Origin of the sequence: Aeromicrobium wangtongii, assembly GCF_024584515.1 — a bacterium.
Classification (GTDB): domain Bacteria; phylum Actinomycetota; class Actinomycetes; order Propionibacteriales; family Nocardioidaceae; genus Aeromicrobium; species Aeromicrobium wangtongii.
Map to the genome: position 1 here is coordinate 2886346 of NZ_CP102173.1, position 20519 is coordinate 2906864.

The window sequence follows — 20519 nt, forward strand, 5'->3', positions numbered from 1 at the left end:
CGGCCCCGTCCCGCTCGCGCCCCTACAGTGGCAACCATGTGCGTGGACGTGGTCAGACAGGTCAGGGCGTGAGGCGCGGTGGCGCCCTCGCCGCCTTCGCGCTGGCCGTGGCTGCGGTGCTGGTCACGGCCGTCCTGATCGGCCGGGACGGTGGCGACGGCGCCAGTGCCGGCAACGGCCGCGCCGAGGCCACGGACGACGCCCCGGCGGCCGTCCAGATCGAGCGTCCTCCGATCGATCTGGGCAAGGGGCTGCTCAGGGTCCCGAACGAGACCGCTGCCTGGTTGGACCGCCAAGGGCGCAAGGCCGATCCGGCCGTGCGGAAGCGGATCGGCGCCCAGCCCGATGCGTTCTGGCTGGTCGGCGATCCCAAGCCGGACCGGCTGCTGGGACGCCTGATCAAGCTCGCCCGCACGAAGGACCGCACGCTGCAGCTGGTGCTGTACAACATCCCGGAGCGCAACGATCCGGCCGGCGGCGGCGGTGCCTCCGATGCGGCGGCCTACGCCAAGTGGGTCGAGAAGATCTCGGCCGATCTCGGCGACACCCGCGCGATCGTCGTGATCGAGCCGGACGCCTTGCGGTTCACCGATCGCCTGGCCCCCAAGGACCCGGCCCGCGCGGAGCGGATGGACTCCCTGCGCCTGGCCGTCGCGACGCTCGTCGAGCGCAATCCGCGCGCCCGCGTCTACGTCGATGCCGGCACCGCGTCCGGGCCCGGGTCCGTCGTGCCGGCCCGGATGGCCGAGCTGTTGACCGATGTCGGCGTGTCGGACTCGGTCGGGTTCGCCGTCAACGTCGCCGGCTACTCGCCCGATCCCGAGGCCACCGCCTATGCGCGCAAGATCCGCAATGCGCTGATCGACCGGCACGGGCTCAGCGATCCGCGCTACGTCGTCGACACCGGCCGCAACGGCAACCCGGTGTGGGACTACGAGCGGTGCAACCCGCCCGGTCGGCTGCTGGGCCGCCCACCGGAGCTCGTCGAGGACCCGGACGGGCTCGACCTGCTGCTGTGGATCAAGCCCCCGGCGACGTCCGACGGCGACTGCGGCATCGCGCCGGGCAGTCGCGGGGGCGAGTTCCTGCCCGACGAGGCGATCAGGATGAGTCACGATCGCCCCTGACCACCCAACGGCCGGCGAGCTCCGGGTACGACGCCTCCAGCTCGGGCAGCAGGTCGGGCAGCGTCAGCAGCACCAGGTCCGGCGAGGCGGCGACCAGCTCGGCGGGCGAGATGATCGCGATGTCGGTGCCGGGCATCCGGCGGCCCTGCTTGGCCGGTGACGCATCCGCCACGGACGCCACGAGGGAGCGGTCCAGGCCGGCCAGCCCGAACTGCGCGACGGCGACGGACGCCGCCCCGTACGCGTGCACCCGCAGACCAGCGTCGCGGCGGTCCTGCAGCCACCGGCGCAACCCGGCCACGTCGGAGTCGACCGTCGTCTGCAGCGCCGCCACCGCCACCGGATCGGTCACGCCGAGGCGGGTCTCGTCGGCCAGCACCTCGGTCGTCCGTGCATCCGGCTCGTGATCGCCGTGACGGGCCGCCACCAGCACGGTGCCGCCGTACAGATCGAAGGTCTCGACGCCGACCACGCTCATGCCGACATCGGCCAGCAGCCGCGTCAGGGCGGTCAGCGAGTAGTAGGCGGCGTGGCCGTGGCGCAGGGACGTCCACTGGCCGTGCCGCACGATCGCGGCCAGGGAGTGGAACTGGACCAGCAGGACCCCGTCCGGGTCGGTCGCGGCGGCCCGGGACCGCCAGGCGGCCCGCTGGTCGGCCTCGTGCATGATGCCGAAGCTGTCCAGCACGACCGCGGCCCGCCCCGTCGCCCGGACGTGCCCCCGCTCCTGCAGCATCGGCAGCCACGTCCCGCCGTGCGGGCTGGGGAACTCCCGCACGGTCGTGCCGGCGAGCCAGCCCCGGTCGGCGGCAAGGGCGATCGCGGCCTCCGCCTGCTCGACCAGCGCCCGTGGCTCGATGCCCAAGGGCTGCTCGGGGGCGGTGTCGTCGTGGGCGATCTGCGCCAGCCCGCACGCGGTGCACAGCACCATCGCCAACGGGTGCCGCGGGTCGGTCGCCGGCCCTCCCCCGGACGGGAACACGTCCGCTGCGGGGACCTCCCCCAGGTCGAGCACCGGCGTGGTCTCGGCAGCACCGCAGGCGCAGCACGGCGTGCGCCCGCTCATCCGCGCCCCGTCTCGACGTGCCCGTGCCCCCGTCGACCGGGCATCATGACCCCATGCGCGTCGAGACCACGTCCCTGCACGACGTCCTGCTGTTCGTGCCCGAGCCCTTCCAGGACGAGCGCGGCTGGTTCTCCCGGACCTTCGACACCGCGATCTTCGACGCCGCGGTGACGGGGGTGCGCGCGGCCGACTTCACCCAGGACTCGCAGTCCCGGTCGCACCGCGGCGTCGTCCGCGGGATGCACGGGCGCGGCGGCCGGGGCGAGGCCAAGCTGGTGCGCTGCGCCCACGGATCGGTGCTCGACGTGCTGGTCGACATCCGCCCGGACTCCCCCACGTTCGGCCAGCAGGCAGCCTTCGAGCTGGACGACGTGCGCCTGGCGCATTTGTACGTCCCGCCAGGGCTGCTGCACGGCTACCAGGTCACCAGCGATGCAGCCGATGTCTGCTACCGGATCGACCGCCCGCACGCCCCGGGAGAGGACATCGGGGTCGCCTTCGACGACCCCGACCTGGCGATCGCGTGGCCGGAGCCGATCACGGTCGTCTCGGCGCGCGACCGGGCGGCCGGGTCGTGGGCCGCGCTGCGGTCGTCGCTGGGCTGACGTCACGGCGATGACGGCCGCATCGCGTCATCGAGCGTCCCCTCGGCCTGCCGGCGCTTCAGCACCGCCAGCCGGGTGAAGCGCTCGTCGAACGAGTGCTGCGTCAGGCCGTGGCGGGTGTAGTTCTCGTACAGCTCCGCGGCGCCGTCGGGGATCGACCAGGTGGCCTCGTAGCCGGGCAGGATCTTGCGGATCAACGAGAAGTCGACCCGGTACGAACGGGGGTCGGAACCGGTCTCCCCGGTGATCGACAGGCGTGATCCGGGCACCGTGTCGGCGACCGCCCGGGCGATCTCGGCGACCGTGACGTTGTTGGCCTCCGTGCCGACGTTGAAGGCCCGGTCGTGGATGGCCTCGGTCGGTGCCTCCAGGGTCTGGATGAAGGCCGCGGCGATGTCGCGGGCGTGCACCAGCGGACGCCACGGCGTCCCGTCCGAGAGCACCTTGACCTCCCCCGTGAGCACGGCATGCCCCACCAGGTTGTTCAGCACGATGTCGGCGCGCAGCCGCGGCGAGAACCCGAACGCCGTCGCATTGCGCAGGTACGACGGGCTGAACGAGTCATCGGCCAGCGCACTGACATCGGCCTCGACCCGGACCTTGCTCTCGGCGTACGGCGTCAGCGGGCGCAGCGGCGCGTCCTCGGTGACCAGGTCCTCACCGGCCGAGCCGTAGACCGAGCACGTGGAGGCGTACAGGAAGCGGGAGACACCGGCGTCCTTGGCGGCGCGCGCGAGCCGGACCGAGGCGGCGTGGTTGATGTCGTAGGTGATCTGCGGGGCCAGCGACCCGATCGGGTCGTTCGAGAGAGCGGCGAGGTGGATGACCGCGTCGAAGCCCGCCAGGTGCTGGGGCGTGACGTCGCGCAGGTCGACCGCCAGGGTCGTCGGGTCCTGCGGCTGCGGGCCCAGGACGCAGTCGGCGAACAGGCCCGTGTCCAGGCCCACGACCTCATGGCCGCGCGCCGCGAGCAGCGGGGCCATGACGGTGCCCAGGTAGCCCTGGTGGCCGGTGAGGACGATCTTCATGTCAGCGAGCTCCTGTGCGGTGCGGAGTGGTGAGGGTCAGGACGGCCTTCTCGAGCACGAAGGCCTCGGCGTGCTCGTGGTGGCACTGCACGCCCCGCAGACGCAGCAGGGCCCGGAAGGCGCCCTCGTCGTACCAGTCCTTGGACTGCTGCGACGGGTACGAGCCCATCAGGATGCGCAGCTTCTCGTCGGCCACGGCAGGATCCAGCGGGTGCAGGACGGTGGGCTGCGGGGTGTCGGTCTCCCACTTGAGGATCTCGTAGCCCAGGATCAGGTGATCGCGGAACTCCGTGGGCGCGAGCTCGGCGACGAGCCGGTGGTCCTGGTGGGCGTCCCCGCGGTGCGGCGCGAAGACCAGGTCGGCGTCGCCGCCGCGGGCGAACTGGCCCATCGCGTCCTTGATGCGGTCCCAGTGCGCGGGAGCCCGCCCGTCCGGGACGTCCAGGATCGTCAGGTCGACCTCACCGGCCAGGGCCGACAGCGCCTCCCGCTCCTCGGCCTCCCGCGGCGTCCCGGCACCGCCCAGCACCAGCGCCCGCACCCGGATGTCCGGGCGGTTCTTGCGCAGCGTCAGCAGCGTCCCACCCAGCCCGATCGCCAGATCGTCGCAGTGCGCCGCCAGCAGGGCGACCTCGCGGACGCCCTCCAGCCCCAGCGGGATCATGCGGGCAGCCCGGGCATCTCCCACACGGCCCACGGACGGGTGCCGTCGTGATAGGCCGCATCGAGCTCGGCGCGCTCCTTGAAGGTGTCGGCCGGCTTCCAGAACCCGTCGTACCGGTAGCCGTACAGCTTGCCCTGCTCGGCCAGCGCGGCGCACGCATCGGCGACCAGGTCGCCGTTCTCGGGCAGGTGGTCGAACACCTCCTGCGACAAGATGAAGTAACCGCCGTTCTCGCCCAGCGGCAGATCGCTGACCGGCGTGATGCCGGTGATGCCGCCGCCCGGGGCCACGTCGACGACGTGGAACGACGACTGTGGTGGCACCACGATCATCGAGGCCGCGGCACCGAAGTCGTGGAACTCCTTGATCATCGCGTCCAGCGGGACGTCCGACAGCACGTCGGCGTAGTTGGCCAGGAAGTACTCGTCGCCGTCCAGGTACGGACGCACCCGGCGCAGGCGCTCGCCGATCGGCGTCTCCAGCCCCGTGTCGACGAAGGTGATCGTCCAGTTGCTGATGTCGCTGGACAACAGCTCGATCTTCCCGTCGCGCAGCACGAAGTCATTGGACTCGGTCTCGCAGTACGTCGTGAAGAACTCCTTGATGCGAGCCGCTCCGTAGCCCAGGCACAGCACGAACTCCGTGTGCCCGTAGTACGCGTAGTACCGCATCACGTGCCACAGGAGGGGCCGCGGACCGACCATCTGCATGGGCTTGGGGATCAGATCGCCCTCGCCGTTGCGCATGCGCATGCCGTAGCCGCCGCAGAACAGCACGACCTTCATGACAGGACCTCCGTGCGGGTGCCGGCCCGGTGGACCGTGGGGAGGGGAACGACGATCTGGCCACCCCACTCGTGGACATGTGCCAGCTGTTCGGCGATCTCGGTCTCCAGGTTCCACGGCAGCACCAGCACGACATCGGGCCGGTCGGCCGCGATGCGCTCAGGGGCATGGATCGGGATGCGGGTGCCGGGGGTGAACCGGCCGTGCTTGTACGGATTGCGGTCGACGGTGTACTCCAGCAGGTCCGAGCGGATGCCGCAGTAGTTGAGCAGGGTGTTGCCCTTGCCGGGGGCCCCGTAGCCGACGACCCGCAAGCCGTCGGCCTTGGCGTCCAGCAGGAAGCGCAACAGCTCCTGGCGCACCGCCTGCGAGCGCGGCTCGAGATCCAGGTAGCCCTCGACCGTGTGCAGACCCGCCTGCTCCTCCTGCGCCAGTGCGTCGACGACCGCTTGCGTCGGCGGGCCGGCGATCTGGCTGGGCTGCGCCCAGACGCGGATGGATCCGCCGTGGGTGCTCAACAGGTCGACGTCGACGACCGTCAGGCCGGCCGTCGCGAGGGCACGGCTGATCGACAGGACGGTGTAGTACTGGAAGTGCTCGTGGTAGACGGTGTCGAACTGCCCCAGCGCCACCAGGTTGAGCGCGTGGTGGACCTCGATGCTGACCCACCCGTCGTCGGCGGTCAGCGTGCGCAGCGCCCGCGTGAAGCCCAGCAGGTCCGGGACGTGGGCGTAGACGTTGTTGGCGACCACCAGGGACGCCGGCCCGCGCTCGGCGCGCACCTGCTCGGCGACCGCCTCGTCCAGGAAGGTCGTCAACGTGGGGACGCCGCGCTCCCGGGCCGCCTCCCCCACGTTGACCGATGGCTCGATGCCCAGGCACGGGATCCCGGCGGACACCACGTGCTGCAGGAGGTAGCCGTCGTTGCTGGCGACCTCGACCACCGACGAGCTCTCGTCCAGGCCGAGCCGCTGGATCGCCGCGTCGACGAACGTCCGCGCGTGCTCGACCCAGGAGTCGGAGAACGAGGAGTAGTAGGCGTAGTCGACGAAGGTCTCCTCCGGCAGGATCAGCGCCGGGATCTGCAGCAGCAGGCAGTCCTCGCACAGTCGCAGGTGCAGCGGGTAGGTGACCTCGGGACGGTCGAGGGCGTCCGCGGTCAGGAACAGCTCGCACGGGGGCGTGGCCCCGAGATCGAGCACGCTGCGCAATCGGCTCGAACCGCACAGGCGACACGACACTGGAGCTCCGTCCACTCAGATGGGCGGCCTCTGCCGCACACCGGTGAAGAGAGAGGTTGTCCTCGGCTATGACGCCACCGGCCGGTCTCCCCCCGGGGGGCTACTCGACGGGCAGGCCGAGACCGCGGGCGATCAGCATGCGCTGGACCTCGGAGGTCCCCTCACCGATCTCCAGGATCTTGGCGTCCCGGTAGAACCGGGCGACGGGGTACTCCTCCATGAAGCCGTACCCGCCGAAGACCTGCGTCGCGATGCGCGTCGCGGTGACGGCCGACTCCGAGGTGTACAGCTTGGCGATCGACGCGGCCTGCTTGACGTCCTTGGCCGGCGCCCCGGCGTCCTTCATGGCCGCTGCCTGGTAGGTCAGCGCGCGACCGGCCTGGGCCATGACGGCCAGGTCCGAGATCTGGAAGGCCACACCCTGCTTGGTCCCGATCGGGACCCCGAAGGTGGTGCGCTCGCCCGCGTACTCCACGCACAGGTCGAGACAGGCCTGGATGCAGCCGACGGCCAGGGCGGCGATCGCGATGCGCCCGTCGTCGAGCGTGGCCAGGAACTGGGCGTAGCCGCGCCCGCGCTCACCCAGCAGCGAATCGGCCGGAACCCGGACGTCGGTGAAGGACAGGGGGTGCGTGTCGGAGATGTGCCAGCCGAGCTTGTCGTAGGGAGCCTCGGCCACGAATCCGGGCGTGCCGGCGGGCAGGATGATCGCCGAGATCTCCGGCGAGCCGTTCTCGCGCGTCCCGGTGCGCGCGGTGACGGTGACGCACGAGGTGATCGGGCTGCCCGAGTTGGTGATGAACTGCTTCGACCCGTTGACGACCCACTCCGCTTGCCCTGAGCCTGTCGAAGGGTCGAGCTCGGCGCGGGTCCGCGTCGCCGAGGCATCCGAGCCGGCACCGGGCTCGGTGAGCCCGAAGCCCGCCAGCGTGCGCCCGGCGACGAGATCGGGCAGCCAGTGCTCCTTCTGCTCCTGCGTGCCGTACGCCAGCAACGGCAGGATGCCCAGGCCCACACCGGCCTCGAGGGTGATGCCGATCGACTGGTCGACCCGCCCCAGCTCCTCGATCGCGACGCACAGCGAGGTGAAGTCGCCGTCCGCGCCACCGAACTCCTCCGGCGCGGTGAGCCCGAACAGGCCCAGATCGCCCATCTTGTGGACGAGGTCCACCGGGAAGTGGTGGTCCTTGTCCCACTGCGCGACGTGCGGAGCGATCTCGGCCTCGGCGAACTCGCGCACGCTGCGACGGAAGGTTTCATGTTCACGGGACAGGGCGAAGGTCATCCAGGCATGTTAACAACCATTAACCTTCCTCGTCACCCCGCGCACCCCGGTTGCCGCTACCCTGCTGCCACTTGCACCGACGTCCAGGGGGAGACGATGCGACGCACATCTTCAGCACTCACCGCCGCCGCCATCGCCGTGGCCGGCACGATGACGGCCGTCGGCATGACGCAGCCGGCCGCCGCACAGTCGACCAGCTCGGCAGAGATCAACGGCAAGCTGGTGCTGCTGCTCGACGCGTCCGGCTCGATGAAGGAGACCGCGACCGGCGGGACGACCAAGATCGAGGCGGCCAAGTCGGCGCTGACCGATGTCGTCAAGCGCCTGCCCGACGACGCCCAGGTCGGCGTCCGCGTCTTTGGTGCCACGGTCGAGAACCGCGGTGACAAGGGCGCCTGCAACGACACCCAGAACGTCGTCCCGGTCGGCCCGCTCGACCGCGACGGCATCGTCGGCGCGGTGCGCAGCTACAAGCCCTACGGCGAGACCCCCATCGGCAATGCGCTCAAGGGCGCCGCGAAGGACCTCGGACCCACCGGCAAGCGCACCATCGTGCTGCTGTCGGACGGCGAGCCGACCTGCGACCCCGATCCGTGCAAGGTCGCCAGGGACCTGCGCGCCGGCGGCATCGACCTGACGGTCAACGTCGTGGGTCTGAACGTCTCCGGCAAGGCCCGGTCCGCGCTGCAGTGCATCGCCGACGCCGGCGGCGGGACGTACTACGGCGTGGACGAGCCGGACGAGCTGGCGTCCAGCCTCGTCTCGGTGTCGGTGCGGTCCCTCCGGGCGTTCCGGCTGACCGGCACCCCCGTCGTCGGCGGCACCACCACCGCCGCTCCGCTGGACATCGAGCCGGGCCGGTACACCGACACCACCGAGGGACCGTCGACCAGCCGGTACTACGTGGTGACCAAGCCGAAGGACTCCGATGTCGTCGTGTCCGCCGTGGCCCGGCCCCCGTACGACTTCAAGACCTACAACAAGCTCGAGGTCGAGCTGCTGACGCGAGACGGCCGGCGCTGCGGATTCGACCAGGACATCCGGATGAACGTCCTGCAGGACGCCTCGATCCTCACCACCGGCGCCCTGTTCTCGGGCCGCTCGACGGGCGCGAGCAAGGAGCCGTGCCTGGCCGCCACGACCCTGCTGGCGCGCGTGGCCCTGCAGGCACCTGGCGGGACCGCCTTCGAGCTGCTGGTCAGCACCCGCCCACCCATCGAGGGCGTCACGTCCCTGCCCGAGGCGGTGACCAACGACCAGCAGCGCGCCGCCCGGGACGCACCCTTCCCCGATCCCGGTCCACCGACACCCGTCGTCGGCGGAGCGGCCTTCACCGACGCGCCCACGGTCGAGCCCGGCACGTACTCGGACACCCTGCGCCCCGGCGAGCAGCTGATCTACAAGATCCCGGTGGGGTGGGGTCAACGGGCCCGCGCCAGGGCGACGCTCGAGAGCGACGTGCAGGGGGCGGCTGAGCTGTCCCAGCCGGGGATCAGCGCCGAGATGACGATGATCTCGCCCACCCTGCACTCCCTGGGGCGCACTGGAGCCAACGGCGGCAACTTCTGGTCCGGCGAGCGGCCGGTCACGCTCACGGCGGAGGGCGTCGAGGTGCGCGCCCGCAACATCGAGAGCCACTCCTCGGCCATCACGTCCCACTCCGCGGCCGGCGACTCCTACATCGTGCTGTCGATGGGCGGGACCCTGGGCGGTGACGGGATGAACTTCGCGGCGCCCGTGACGCTCACGATCGCGGTGGACGGCCAGGAGAATGGGGAGCCCCGCTTTGCCGGCAAGTCCGCCGGCCCGGAGTCCGGGACGTCCGAGGAGACCAAGGAGAAGACGAAGCAGACGTCGGCGGCTGCGGAAGACTCCGGCGGCTCCGTGCCGTGGCTGCCGATCGGTCTGGGCGTCCTGGTGGTCGCCCTCGTCGCCGGTGCGTTCGCCCTCGGCCGCCGACGCCCCGGCGCCGCCGGGTAAGACACCTCACAGGGATCGCGCCGCCCCCAGGCCCTAGACTGCGACGGCAGCCGTCGCAATGAGGAGAATATTTCAGTGAGCAAGCCCCTGGCAAAGGTCCTGATCGCCAATCGCGGCGAGATCGCCGTCCGTGTCATCCGAGCCTGCAAGGACTCCGGCATCGAGAGTGTCGCCGTCTACGCGGAGCCCGATCGGGACGCCCTGTTCGTGCGGCTCGCCGACGAGGCCTACTCGCTCGACGGAGCGACGCCGGCCGACTCGTACCTGTCGATCGAGAAGATCGTGGCAGTCGCGAAGCGCTCCGGCGCCGACAGCGTGCACCCCGGCTACGGCTTCCTGGCCGAGAACGCCGACTTCGCCCAGGCCGTCATCGACGCCGGGCTGATCTGGATCGGTCCCCCGCCGTCGGCGATCGAGAGCCTCGGCGACAAGGCCAAGGCCAAGCAGATCGCCCTCAAGGCCGACGCCCCGCTGGCGCCCGGCACCAAGGACGCGGTCAAGGACGCCGACGAGGTCGTGGAGTTCGCCAAGGCCAACGGCCTGCCCGTCGCGATCAAGGCCGTCTTCGGCGGCGGCGGCCGTGGCCTCAAGGTCGCCCGCACCCTCGAGGAGATCCCCGAGCTGTACGAGTCGGCCGTCCGCGAGGCCGTCAGCGCCTTCGGACGCGGCGAGTGCCTGGTCGAGAAGTTCCTCGACCAGCCCCGCCACGTCGAGACGCAGTGCCTGGCCGACAGCCACGGCAACGTCGTCGTGGTGTCCACCCGCGACTGCTCGCTGCAGCGCCGTCACCAGAAGCTGGTCGAGGAGGCGCCCGCCCCGTACCTCACCGACGAGCAGATCGAGCGCCTGTACACCTCGTCCAAGGCGATCCTGAAGGAAGCCGGCTACGTCGGCGCCGGCACCTGCGAGTTCCTGGTGGCCCGTGACGGCACCATCAGCTTCCTGGAGGTCAACACCCGCCTGCAGGTCGAGCACTGCGTGTCCGAGGAGGTCACCGGCATCGACCTGGTGCGCGAGATGTTCCGCATCGCGGCCGGCGAGGAGCTCGGCTACGGCGATCCGGAGATCCGCGGCCACTCGATGGAGTTCCGGATCAACGCCGAGGACGGTGGCCGCGGCTTCCTGCCCGCCCCCGGCACCCTGACCAAGTGGGCTCCCCCGTCGGGCCCCGGCATCCGCCTCGACGGCGGCTACGAGGAGGGCGAGACGATCCCCGGATCGTTCGACTCGCTCATCGCCAAGCTCATCGTCACCGGGACCAGCCGCGAGCAGGTCCTGGCCCGCTCGCGTCGCGCCCTCGACGAGTTCGTCGTCGACGGCATGCCGACGGTCATCCCGTTCCACCGCTCGGTCGTCAGCGACCCGGCGTTCACCGCCGAGAAGGGCTCGTTCGACGTCTACACGACGTGGATCGAGACCGACTACGTCAACGACCTGGAGCCGTACTCCGGCCCGTCCGTGGACTCCGAGCCGGACGAGCGCGAGCGCGTCACGGTCGAGGTCGGCGGCAAGCGCGTCGAGGTCGTCCTGCCCGGCGGGCTGGGCGCATCTGCTGCTCCCGCCGCGGGCGCGAAGAAGGCCAAGCGCAAGGCCGGCAAGGGCGGTGGCGCCGCAGCATCCGGTGACTCGCTCGTCGCCCCGATGCAGGGCACCGTCGTCAAGGTCGCCGTCGAGGAGGGCCAGGAGGTCGCCGCCGGCGATCAGGTCATCGTCGTCGAGGCCATGAAGATGGAGCAGCCCATCAACGCCCACAAGGCCGGCGTCATCACCGGCCTGGTGGTCACCGTCGGCGGCCCGATCGGTTCCGGCGAGATCGTCGCGGAGATCAAGGACGCACCCGCCGCCGAGTAGTCCCCAGCATCGACAGAAGGGCCCGTCCTCCAGTGGAGGACGGGCCCTTCTGTCGTGTCGTTGCCTACCGGGTGCGCTGCTGTGGGGCGGCGTTGTCGACCTCGCCATAGGCGACGCCGGCGGCCCAGACGATCAGGGTGACTCCCAGCCAGGTGCCCCAGCCGTCGATCGAGAAACCGGCGGTGGGCACCAGCAGATCGGTCACCTCCAGCCCGAGCAGGGTCAGCACCAGACCGCCGACGATCGTGTACCCGCGCATGAACCTGTTGACCGAGCTGATGACCACGCCGCGCAGCGCGACCGTCAGCACCGTGAAGATCACGACCGCGAGGACGAACCAGCCCAGCTCGATGGTGAACCCCTCGAAGATCCACGCTGCCAGGGCCAGCGAGACCGTGTTGGCCGCAGCCGAGATGAGGATGGACTTGAGAACTGCGGGCATGTCCCGATTCTCCCAGAAGCCGCTGCGCTCCCCCGGGCGGCTCACTTCTTGACGGACACCGTCACGCGTCCGTTCTTCTCCAGGGTCAGCGTGCCCTTGGTGAACCAGGCCCGCTCGCGTCCGCCGCTGAGCTTCTTGTGCGTCTTGGTGGGCACTCCGAGCTTGCCGCTGGCCTCGTTGAGGGACCGGTACTTGTTCTCGAGCCGGCCGTACAGCGCGAACGCCGCGAGCTTCTTGTTCTTGCGCTTGACCCGGTAGATCGTGCCGTGGTGGAAGCGCTGGTGCCGCACCTGCGACCGCTTGGTCGTGGTGATGATGCCCGTGGGCACGCCCAGGGCGCCGGACTGGGCGCTGAGCGAGTTGTAGCGCGAGCGGACCACGTCGCCGATCGAGTAGGTGCCCATCGGCGAGGAGATGATGTCGATCTTCTTGTACCGCGCCTTCGTGCCGCCCGGTGCGCTGTAGAACGGGTACTCCGGCGCCACGACGGCACCGGTGGCGCCCACGCCGAGCTTGGCGGCGCGGACCGAGATCTCGGTCGTGTAGCTGCCGACGTACGAGCTGACGCTCTGTCGCAGCCCACCGGGCGCGCTGAGCCAGGCATAGGCCGCGGCCCCCGGGCACTCGGTGCCGACGACGTCACGGTGACCCGAGATGCGGTTGAGCGTCTTGCCGCCCAGCGAGTAGGTGCCGGTGGCGGGGACGCCGCCGATGCCGAAGCGCCACGCGATGAGCTTGACCACCGCGGCCTTGTTGGCGGACGTGGGTGCCGATGTCTGGAACGAGCCCATCATCGAGATGCCCATCGCATAGGTGTTGACCGACGCGTTGCCGGAGTGGGCGGCACGGACCTGCTTGTCGACGCCGCCGTTGCGACCCTCGAAGATCTGGCCGTACTTGTCGACCAGGAAGTTGTAGCCGATGTCGCACCACTTGCGCGACTTCATGTGATAGGCCTGCGTGGCCCGCACGATCGAGGCCGACTGCTCCCGGGTGTACGAGTTGGTGCCGGCGGTGTGGTGCACCACGGCGCCGAGGGTCTTGTCGACCACCGTCGGGCTGTCGCACTTGGTGTTCTTGGTGGCGCCCCAGCCGGACCGGTAGATGATGGCCGGACGGGGTGTGGCGGCCGCGGAGCTGGCCGTCATCGTGACGTCCGCGGTGCTGCTGTACATCGCGGGGCTCGTCGTGGCGGCGGGCGTCGCGCCCGGATCGATCGTGGAGACCTGCAGGCCGGCGGGACGCTGACCGGTGGGACTCGCGACGCGGACGGCGACGCCGTCGGCCGATCCGACCCACAGCGGCTCGGTGCCTGGACGACCGCCCTCGTCGTCGGACTCGACGTGCAGGTGCTGCCACGCGCCCCACACGCCCTCGCTGCGCAGCCGGACCTCGACGTCGATGCCCGTGGCGTCGAATCCCTCGTCCCAGGTGACGCCGACCATGCCGAACTCGTCCGTGCCGCGCGGGGGCAGCTCCGCCACGAGGTCGTCCTCGTGCGCGGCGCTCTGCACCGCCGCCGTGTCGGCCGGGGCCGGGACGGCCGTCGTCGAGACGGCAGCCGGTTCCGCCGCGGGCGCCACGACCTCGTCTGCTTGGGCACTGGACGATGACATGAAGGTCACGGACGTGGCCAGCACGGCCCCCGCGATCGCCCCCGAGAGATAACGCATGATGTAAACCCTAACCGCCGAACTGGTGTGACTGAAAACCTGTCTGAAACTACTGGAACCCGAACCAGTGGGACTTCAGACCGAACGCCCAGCGGGCGTCCGTGCCTGAGATCGTCTTGCTCGTGCGCGACCCCACGAGGGTCATGCTGCTGACCCGGCCGCCCCACGAGCCCCCGCCGGTGCGCCGCGTGATCGTGATCGACCGCAGCTTCCCGATCGTCGGGTACGCCTTCTGGATCTTGCTGGCCGTGACCGTCGTGGCCCACGTGTGGTTGGGGTTGCCGGCCCAGCCGTCGTACGGATCGGCGGCGGCCGACAGGTACGGCTGCGAGCCGGCGGCCGTGCGCCCGCCTGACGACGACGAGAACTGCGTCAGCGCCGGGGCGCCGCGGTAGCTCACGTACTGGCCGCTCGTGGCGCGTGCCGCGGCGTCGGTGGTCGCGGTCTCCCGCGACGCTCCGCCGTACACCTGGCACGCGGTGGTGCTGCAGATGTCGTAGTAGCGCGCCGGCGACATGCTGCGGACGCCGAAGGTCCGCGCGGCAACCGCCTGCGCCTTCAGCGCCTCCGGCGCCCAGGTCGCGGGCATCTCGGCCGCGATCACGCCGCGGACGTAGTGCTCGATCGGCAGCACGTTGACCGTGTCGCGGGCCGTGGATCCCTTCGACGGCACCGCCGACCGGATGGCGCCGCGGTACTTGACCACGGAGCCGCCGGGCAGCATCAGGCTGATCTTCGAGGGCCCCTCGAACTGCCCGTCACCGGTCCACTTGATGTTCTTGTAGCCGCGGTACCCGCCGGTCGTGCGGTACTGCAGGGCCGATTGCGTCTTGCGCGACGACACCCGCACGATGCGCCAGTTCTTGACCTTGGCGCCACCGATCTTCGTCGGCAGGGACTTCTTGTACGAGCTGGTGAGCTTGCGGAACACCAGGCCGGAGGCCGGCTTGACGTCCACGGCGTCGGAGGTGTCCTGCGAGATCAGCACACGGATGTTGCCCGAGCGCTTCGCGAGCGACGTCCCGGGGTAGTACGTGGCCAGGATCTGGTCGTACGGGACTCCGGCCTTCGCCGCGCCCTGGGCGCCGTACTGGCTCATCCCGATGCCGTGTCCGTAGCCATGCCCGTTGAACGTGATCCGGCCCGAGGCGGGCACCGTCACGGTGTTGGCAGATCCGGTGGGAGCAGCGGGTTCGGGCATGAGGGCGGCAGGCGCCGTGGACGTCTTCTTGACCGCACCCGTGGCCAGGTTGAAGCCCTTGAGCGCGGAGTAGCTGCCCTTCAGCGAGCCGTTGACCGCGCGGATCTTGGCGTAGTAGTCGGTGTCCTTGGTCGGCTTCAGCTTCGGGACCAGCGCCGTGGTGGCTGCGACCCCGGTGACCGAGCGCGCGCAGGACTTGGAGGTCTTCGACGCGTACAGGCAGATGTCGTAGCTCGTCGCGCCCGCGACACCGCCCCAGGTCAGGCGGGCGGAGTGCTTTCCGGCCTTGACCGTGATCTTGCCGACCTTCGCGGGCTTCTTGGTGGCGCCGGTGGTGCCGCTCTCGCTGATGACACCGCCGGCGCTGGTGTAGGCCCTGGTCTGGCCGGTCGCCGCATTCGACGTGATGTACCCGGTCGCGAAGTTCGCCCGGGAGATGCCCGCGGCGTCCGTCATGGTCGACGACGTCGGCACGCCCAGCGCGCTCGCGGTCTCGCCGAGATTGGCGTAGGCCGTCGCGATCGCACCCTGCAGCGTGTGCACCGAGCTGCCCACCTGGTAGATGCGACCCGCGGCGAACACCTGGCGGGTGGCGCCGGCGATCGTGGCCGGATCGCTCGCCGGGTAGCCGAGCACACCGGTGCGCGACTTGAGCCGGTCGTACTCGGCACGGATGGGGCCGGAGACGTAGAACGCCGCAGCGCTGTTGCCCTGGGAGTAGATGTCGACGAGCTTGGCCCGCAGCCGGCTGCCGGCCGAGGACTTCGCCTCGCCGACGAAGATCGCGCCGGTGACGCCGGTGCCGAGGGCGGTGTACTTGGCCTTGACCGGCGTCGAGTACGCCGCCAGGTAGGCCGCGACGCGGTCACGCAGGCCGCCGGACTCCGAGAGCCATGCATATCCGTGCGTGCCCGGGCAGCCGGTGCTGACGACGTTGCGGTGCCCCGCGATCATGTTGAGCTTCTTGCCGCCCAGCGAGTAGGTGCCCTTGGCCGGCAGGTACGTCGTGCCCATGCGCCAGCCGATGAGCTTGACCATCGCATCCTTCAGCGCGGCCTGGGGCTTGGTCTTGTCGTAGTTGCCCATCATCGAGACACCCATGGTGTAGGTGTTGACGGCGGCATTGCCCGAGTGGGCGGCACGGATGGCGCGGTCGATGCCCCCGCGGCGGCCCTCGAAGATCTGGCCGTACTTGTCGACCAGGAAGTTGTAGCCGACGTCGCACCACTTGCGCGACTTCACGTGGTACGCCTGCACCGCGCGGACGATCGAGGCGGACTGCGCCTTGGTGTAGCTGTTGGAGCCCGCCGTGTGGTGCACGACGACGCCGCGCGTGGTGTCGCCGGCTGCAGGGGTGTCGCACGGCGTCCCGGCCGATGCGCCCCAGGCGCTGCGGCTGATGATCGCCGGCTGCGGGGTGTAGGCCGGAGCCCCGTCGCTGGTCGCGGTCGTCGTCGCGCGGGCCACGCCGTCCAGCGGGGCGGCGTAGGAGGCGCCGGAGACGCCCGAGGCGGTGTCGGCGCTGCCCGGGTCGATCGTGGCGATGCGGACGTCCTGCGGGGTGCCGGACACGCTGGTGACGCGGGCCGCGACGCCGTCGGCGTCATCGACCCACAGCGGCTCGGTGCCGGGCACGCCACCCTCGTCATCGTCCTCGACCTCCAGCGGCGTCCACTCCGACCACGTGCCGGCGGTGCGGGTGCGGACCTCGACCTGGACGCCCGTCGCCGGGCCGTCGGCCCACGTCACGCCGATCATCCGGAATCCAGACGTGGGCGTCTTCGGCAGCTCGGCCACGAGAGTGCCGGCCGAGGGTGCCTCGGCAGCTGCGGGGGCGCTGGTCCGCGCCTGCGGCACGACCGGCACCGCGGTGGACGTGACATCGACCGGCGGCGCCGTCACCGCGGGTGCGACGGCGCCGGGACCGGCACCGGTCACCTCGGTGCCGGCGGCGTGGGCAGAGGAGGGCATGAGCGTGCCCACGCCCACCACGACAGCGATCGTGAGGGTGGACGTACGTCGTGCCGCGCGCCAGGAAAGCATGGGGGAAGTCCATTCCTGTGACTGATGTTTCTGGTGTGACCAGAGTGGTCGCCGGATGATTATGCTCACACAATTTGCCGAAATGCGACCGAAAATCGGAGTTGCTCGGAACTACAACGGTGTCATTCCTGCGGTTGCAGGGGTGGACGCCGAGACGATGTCGGAGGCGTCAGTCGAGCCGGTGCAACCGGCGGGCCGCCTCGGCCACCGAGCCGGACATCGAGGGGTAGACCGTGAAGGCGTCCGCCACCTGGTCGACGGTCAACGAGGAGGACACCGCCAGCGACAGCGCGTGGATCAGCTCGCTGGCGCGCGGAGCGACCACCACTCCCCCGACCACGATGCCCACGCCGCGCCGGCAGAAGATCTTGACGAAGCCGTCGTGGACTCCCTGCATCTTGGCGCGGGGGTTCGAGGCCAGCGGCAGCATCGCGACATCGATCTGCAGATCACTGCCCTCGACCTGCTGCTGCGACATGCCGACCGTCGCGATCTCCGGTGAGGTGAAGACATTGCTGGAGACCTTGGTCAGGTCGAGCGGGCGCACGGCGTCACCGAGCAGGTGCGACATGGCGATCCGACCCTGCTGGGCGGCGACGGAGGCCAGCATCAGGACGCCCGTGCAGTCACCGGCGGCGTAGATCCCGCGCACGCTGGTGCGGGACACCCGGTCGACCTTGATGAACCCGCCGTCGTCGAGCACGACGCCCACGTCCTCCAGGCCGAGGCCCGCGGTGTTGGGGATCGAGCCGAGCGCCAGCAGGCAGTGCGAGCCCTCGACGGTCCGCCCGTCGGTCAGCGTCACGAGGACGCCGGTCTCCGTGCGCGCGACCGAGGCCATGCGGGAGTTGCCCATCACCGTCATGCCGCGCCGCGTGAAGACGTCCTCGATGACATTGGCGGCGTCGACGTCCTCGCCGGGCAGCACCCGGTCGCGGCTCGACACGAGGGTGACCGCGGCACCGAGGCCGTTGTAGGCACTGGCGAACTCCGCGCCCGTGACACCCGAGCCGACCACGATCATGTGCTCGGGCAGCTCCTGCAGTCCGTAGACCTGCTCCCAGGTGAGGATGCGCTCCCCATCGGGCTGCGCATCGGCGCTGACCCGGGGATGCGCGCCCGTCGCGACGAGGATGGCATCGCTCTCGATGCGGCGCGGGCCGTCCGCGGTCTCGGCGACGACGACGCCGGGGGCCTCGATCATCGCGGTGCCGGAGATCATCGTGACCCCGCTGGCGGTGAGGCGGTGGGCGATGTCGGCCGACTGGGCCTGGGCCAGGGAGAGCACGCGGGCGTCGACGGACGCCAGATCGGCGCGGATCGATGCGGGCACCTGCACGCCCAGCTCGCCGGCGGTGCTGACGTCGGTCAGCAGGTCAGAGGTCGCGATGAGGGTCTTGCTGGGCACGCAGTCGGTCAGGACCGTGGACCCGCCGATGCCGTCACGCTCGACGAGCGTGACCTCTGCACCCAGCCTTGCGGCGACCAGCGCCGCCTCGTATCCACCAGGTCCGCCGCCGACGATCGTTACATGAGCCACCTCGCCATTGTCGCTCACCGCACCAGCCGCGGGCGAATCGCCTGCCGGGCGCTAGCGCGCGTACCGGTCCAGGTGCGTCGTCATCTCGGCGAAGATGCCGCCATTGAGGGCGAAGGCGACCTTGACCTCGTCGAGGACGCGCTGACGCTCGGCCTCGTCGAGCGGCAGGCCGTCCAGCCGGGCCCGGTAGTCGTCCTTGTAGACCTTGGGCTTGGTGATGGCGTCGAACTCGTAGAAGGCGACCCCGGCCCCGTCGAGGCCGAACTCGCGGCTGATGATGCGCCCGATCGCCTGGCCGCCGGACAGGTCGCCGAGGTAGCGCGTGTAGTGGTGCGCCACGAACAGTCCGCCCCACTCGGCCGACGCCCGGATGCGCGCGACATAGGCATCCGTGGCCGGGCTCTGGACGTCGACGCGTCCCCAGTGGTCGAGATCGGCATCGATCGTGCCGAGCCGCTCGATCGCGGGATCGATCACCGCCGAGGCCAGCGGGTCGTCGGCCAGCTCGGCCGCCGTGGTCTCGAGGGCCTCGTACACCCGGCGCAGGAGGGTCAGGAAGTGCGTGTATCCGGCCTCGTTGATGCGTCCGGCCATCAGCTCGGACATGAAGTCCGAACCCTCGGCCGCGGTGTGCTCCGACCGCGAACCCGTGCGCAGCAGGGCCGACAGGGAGATCGCCTGGTTCTCGGCGGTGACGGTCATGGATGGCTCCTGGCTGTGGGGAAAACGGATGTCCGAAGGATTATGACACAAAGTCAGCATGTTCTGACAGAGTGTCAGCACAAAAGCTTCTTAGGCGAGCCTTCCTAATGTTAGTCTACCCTTGCTTACCGGTCGGGGGGCCGCAAAATCACGCAGAGATGAGGAAACAGAAACGTGCATCGCCTTGCTCGCGCCCTGCCGATCCGAGCCGCGGCCGCCGTTCTGGCGATGGGTCTCGTGGCGTCCTGCGGAACCGGATCGGACACCGGCAGCGCCTCCGAGGAGGGGAAGGCGGTCGATCTGGCGTCGGCCTCGCTGCTGGACGACCCGAAGGGCTACGTGGGCCCTGCGCACGCCCCCATGCCGGAGACCGCGATCGACCCGGTCGCGGACGACCCCACTCCCCGCCTGCCCGCCACGGTGACCGACAGCCAGGGCACCAAGGTCACCGTGACCGATGCCAGCCGCATCCTCGCGCTCGACATCTACGGCACCATCTCCCAGACGGTCTTCGAGCTCGGCCTCGGTGACCGCGTCGTCGGACGTGACGTGTCGACCCAGTTCGCCGAGGCCAAGAAGCTGCCACTGGTCACCAGCAGTGGCCACGACCTGAACGCCGAGGCGATCCTCGAGCTCGACCCGACCGTCATCCTGACGGACACCTCGCTGGGCCCGTGGGACGTCGTCCTGCAGATGCGCGATGCCGGCATCCCCGTCGTCGTCGTCGACCCCAGCCGCAGCCTCGACAACGTGGGCAGCCTGACCCAGGAGATTGCCGACGCCCTGGGCGTGGGCCCGGAGGGCGAGATCCTGGCCGACCGGATCTCCCAGCAGACCGCCAAGACCGCAGCCGCGATCGCCGCGGTCGCGCCGTCGGACGTGAAGGACAAGCTGCGCACGGTCTTCCTGTACGTGCGTGGCCAGGCCGGCGTCTACTACATGTTCGGGCAGGACTCCGGCGCTGACGGCCTGATCGAGGCACTGGGTGGCTACGACGTCAGCGGCGAGATCGCCTGGAAGGGCATGAAGCCGGTCAACGACGAGGGCATCATCTCCGCGCAGCCCGATCTGATCCTGATGATGTCCGACGGGCTCAGCTCGGTGGGCGGCGTCGACGGGCTGCTCGACCGGTTGCCCGCGATCGCGCAGACCCCGGCGGGCAAGAACCGGCGCATCGTCGACATGCGCGACAACGCGATCCTGAGCTTCGGCCCCCGCACCGCGGACATCCTCAACTCGCTGGCCGTCGCGATCTACGCACCCGAGTCGCTGTCGTGACGGCCACG

16 protein-coding genes are annotated in these 20519 nt (G+C 70.4%); 5 read left to right on the plus strand and 11 right to left on the minus strand.

Annotated features, from left to right (window positions below; genetic code table 11):
• Positions 1–68: 68 nt before the first annotated feature.
• Positions 69–1127 (plus strand): glycoside hydrolase family 6 protein, encoded by a 1059-nt coding sequence (locus tag NQV15_RS14190; protein ID WP_232401300.1) that lies wholly within the window; start codon positions 69–71, stop codon positions 1125–1127.
• Here the strand turns inward: NQV15_RS14190 and NQV15_RS14195 are convergent.
• A complete protein-coding gene (locus tag NQV15_RS14195) occupies positions 1102–2193 on the minus strand; it encodes a methyltransferase C-terminal domain-containing protein (RefSeq protein ID WP_232401298.1) in 1092 nt (363 codons plus the stop codon). The genes NQV15_RS14190 and NQV15_RS14195 overlap by 26 nt on opposite strands.
• A gap of 53 nt (positions 2194–2246) precedes the next feature.
• On the opposite strand from NQV15_RS14195, the gene NQV15_RS14200 reads away from it, so the two are divergent.
• Positions 2247–2798 (plus strand): dTDP-4-dehydrorhamnose 3,5-epimerase family protein, encoded by a 552-nt coding sequence (locus NQV15_RS14200; RefSeq protein WP_232401296.1) that lies wholly within the window; start codon positions 2247–2249, stop codon positions 2796–2798.
• A 2-nt stretch (positions 2799–2800) separates the two neighbouring features.
• On the opposite strand, the gene NQV15_RS14205 is transcribed toward NQV15_RS14200, so the two are convergent.
• The 5 genes from NQV15_RS14205 to NQV15_RS14225 form a co-directional block, all read right to left on the minus strand.
• On the minus strand, positions 2801–3826 hold the full coding sequence (locus tag NQV15_RS14205) for an NAD-dependent epimerase/dehydratase family protein (protein ID WP_232401294.1): 1026 nt from the start codon (positions 3824–3826) through the stop codon (positions 2801–2803).
• A gap of 1 nt (position 3827) precedes the next feature.
• A complete protein-coding gene (locus NQV15_RS14210) occupies positions 3828–4490 on the minus strand; it encodes a PIG-L deacetylase family protein (RefSeq protein ID WP_232401292.1) in 663 nt (220 codons plus the stop codon).
• Positions 4487–5275 carry a glycosyltransferase family protein gene (locus NQV15_RS14215; RefSeq protein WP_232401281.1) on the minus strand — a complete coding sequence of 263 codons (789 nt, stop codon included), beginning with the start codon at positions 5273–5275 and terminating at the stop codon, positions 4487–4489. The genes NQV15_RS14210 and NQV15_RS14215 overlap by 4 nt, the downstream gene beginning before the upstream one ends.
• A complete protein-coding gene (locus NQV15_RS14220) occupies positions 5272–6531 on the minus strand; it encodes a class I SAM-dependent methyltransferase (protein ID WP_306459348.1) in 1260 nt (419 codons plus the stop codon). The genes NQV15_RS14215 and NQV15_RS14220 overlap by 4 nt, the downstream gene beginning before the upstream one ends.
• Before the next feature lie 85 nt (positions 6532–6616).
• Positions 6617–7801, minus strand: a complete 1185-nt coding sequence (locus NQV15_RS14225) for an acyl-CoA dehydrogenase family protein (protein ID WP_232401277.1) — start codon at positions 7799–7801, stop codon at positions 6617–6619.
• 96 nt (positions 7802–7897) lie between these two features.
• Between NQV15_RS14225 and NQV15_RS14230 the strand changes: the two genes are divergently transcribed.
• The gene (locus NQV15_RS14230; protein WP_232401265.1) at positions 7898–9781 is read left to right on the plus strand and encodes a vWA domain-containing protein; all 1884 of its coding nucleotides are present in this window, start codon (positions 7898–7900) and stop codon (positions 9779–9781) included.
• A gap of 69 nt (positions 9782–9850) precedes the next feature.
• Positions 9851–11632, plus strand: coding sequence for an acetyl/propionyl/methylcrotonyl-CoA carboxylase subunit alpha (locus NQV15_RS14235; protein ID WP_232402083.1), 1782 nt, complete (start codon positions 9851–9853; stop codon positions 11630–11632).
• Positions 11633–11696: 64 nt separating this feature from the next.
• Here the strand turns inward: NQV15_RS14235 and NQV15_RS14240 are convergent, their stop codons facing one another.
• From NQV15_RS14240 to NQV15_RS14260, 5 genes are all read right to left on the minus strand, one after another.
• Entirely contained in the window at positions 11697–12074 is a 378-nt protein-coding gene (locus NQV15_RS14240; protein ID WP_232401264.1) for a phage holin family protein, read from the minus strand.
• Positions 12075–12115: 41 nt separating this feature from the next.
• Positions 12116–13747, minus strand: a complete 1632-nt coding sequence (locus NQV15_RS14245) for an N-acetylmuramoyl-L-alanine amidase (protein WP_232401262.1) — start codon at positions 13745–13747, stop codon at positions 12116–12118.
• A gap of 49 nt (positions 13748–13796) precedes the next feature.
• Positions 13797–16991: a SpoIID/LytB domain-containing protein gene (locus tag NQV15_RS14250; protein ID WP_304523580.1), complete on the minus strand. Its 3195-nt coding sequence runs from the start codon at positions 16989–16991 to the stop codon at positions 13797–13799.
• Positions 16992–17160: 169 nt separating this feature from the next.
• The gene (locus NQV15_RS14255) at positions 17161–18531 is read right to left on the minus strand and encodes an NAD(P)H-quinone dehydrogenase (RefSeq protein ID WP_232401252.1); all 1371 of its coding nucleotides are present in this window, start codon (positions 18529–18531) and stop codon (positions 17161–17163) included.
• Positions 18532–18582: 51 nt separating this feature from the next.
• A complete protein-coding gene (locus tag NQV15_RS14260) occupies positions 18583–19233 on the minus strand; it encodes a biliverdin-producing heme oxygenase (protein ID WP_232401250.1) in 651 nt (216 codons plus the stop codon).
• A 174-nt stretch (positions 19234–19407) separates the two neighbouring features.
• Here NQV15_RS14260 and NQV15_RS14265 point away from each other — a divergent pair, with 174 nt between their 5' ends.
• On the plus strand, positions 19408–20511 hold the full coding sequence (locus NQV15_RS14265) for a heme/hemin ABC transporter substrate-binding protein (RefSeq protein ID WP_232401247.1): 1104 nt from the start codon (positions 19408–19410) through the stop codon (positions 20509–20511).
• Positions 20512–20519: the final 8 nt, after the last annotated feature.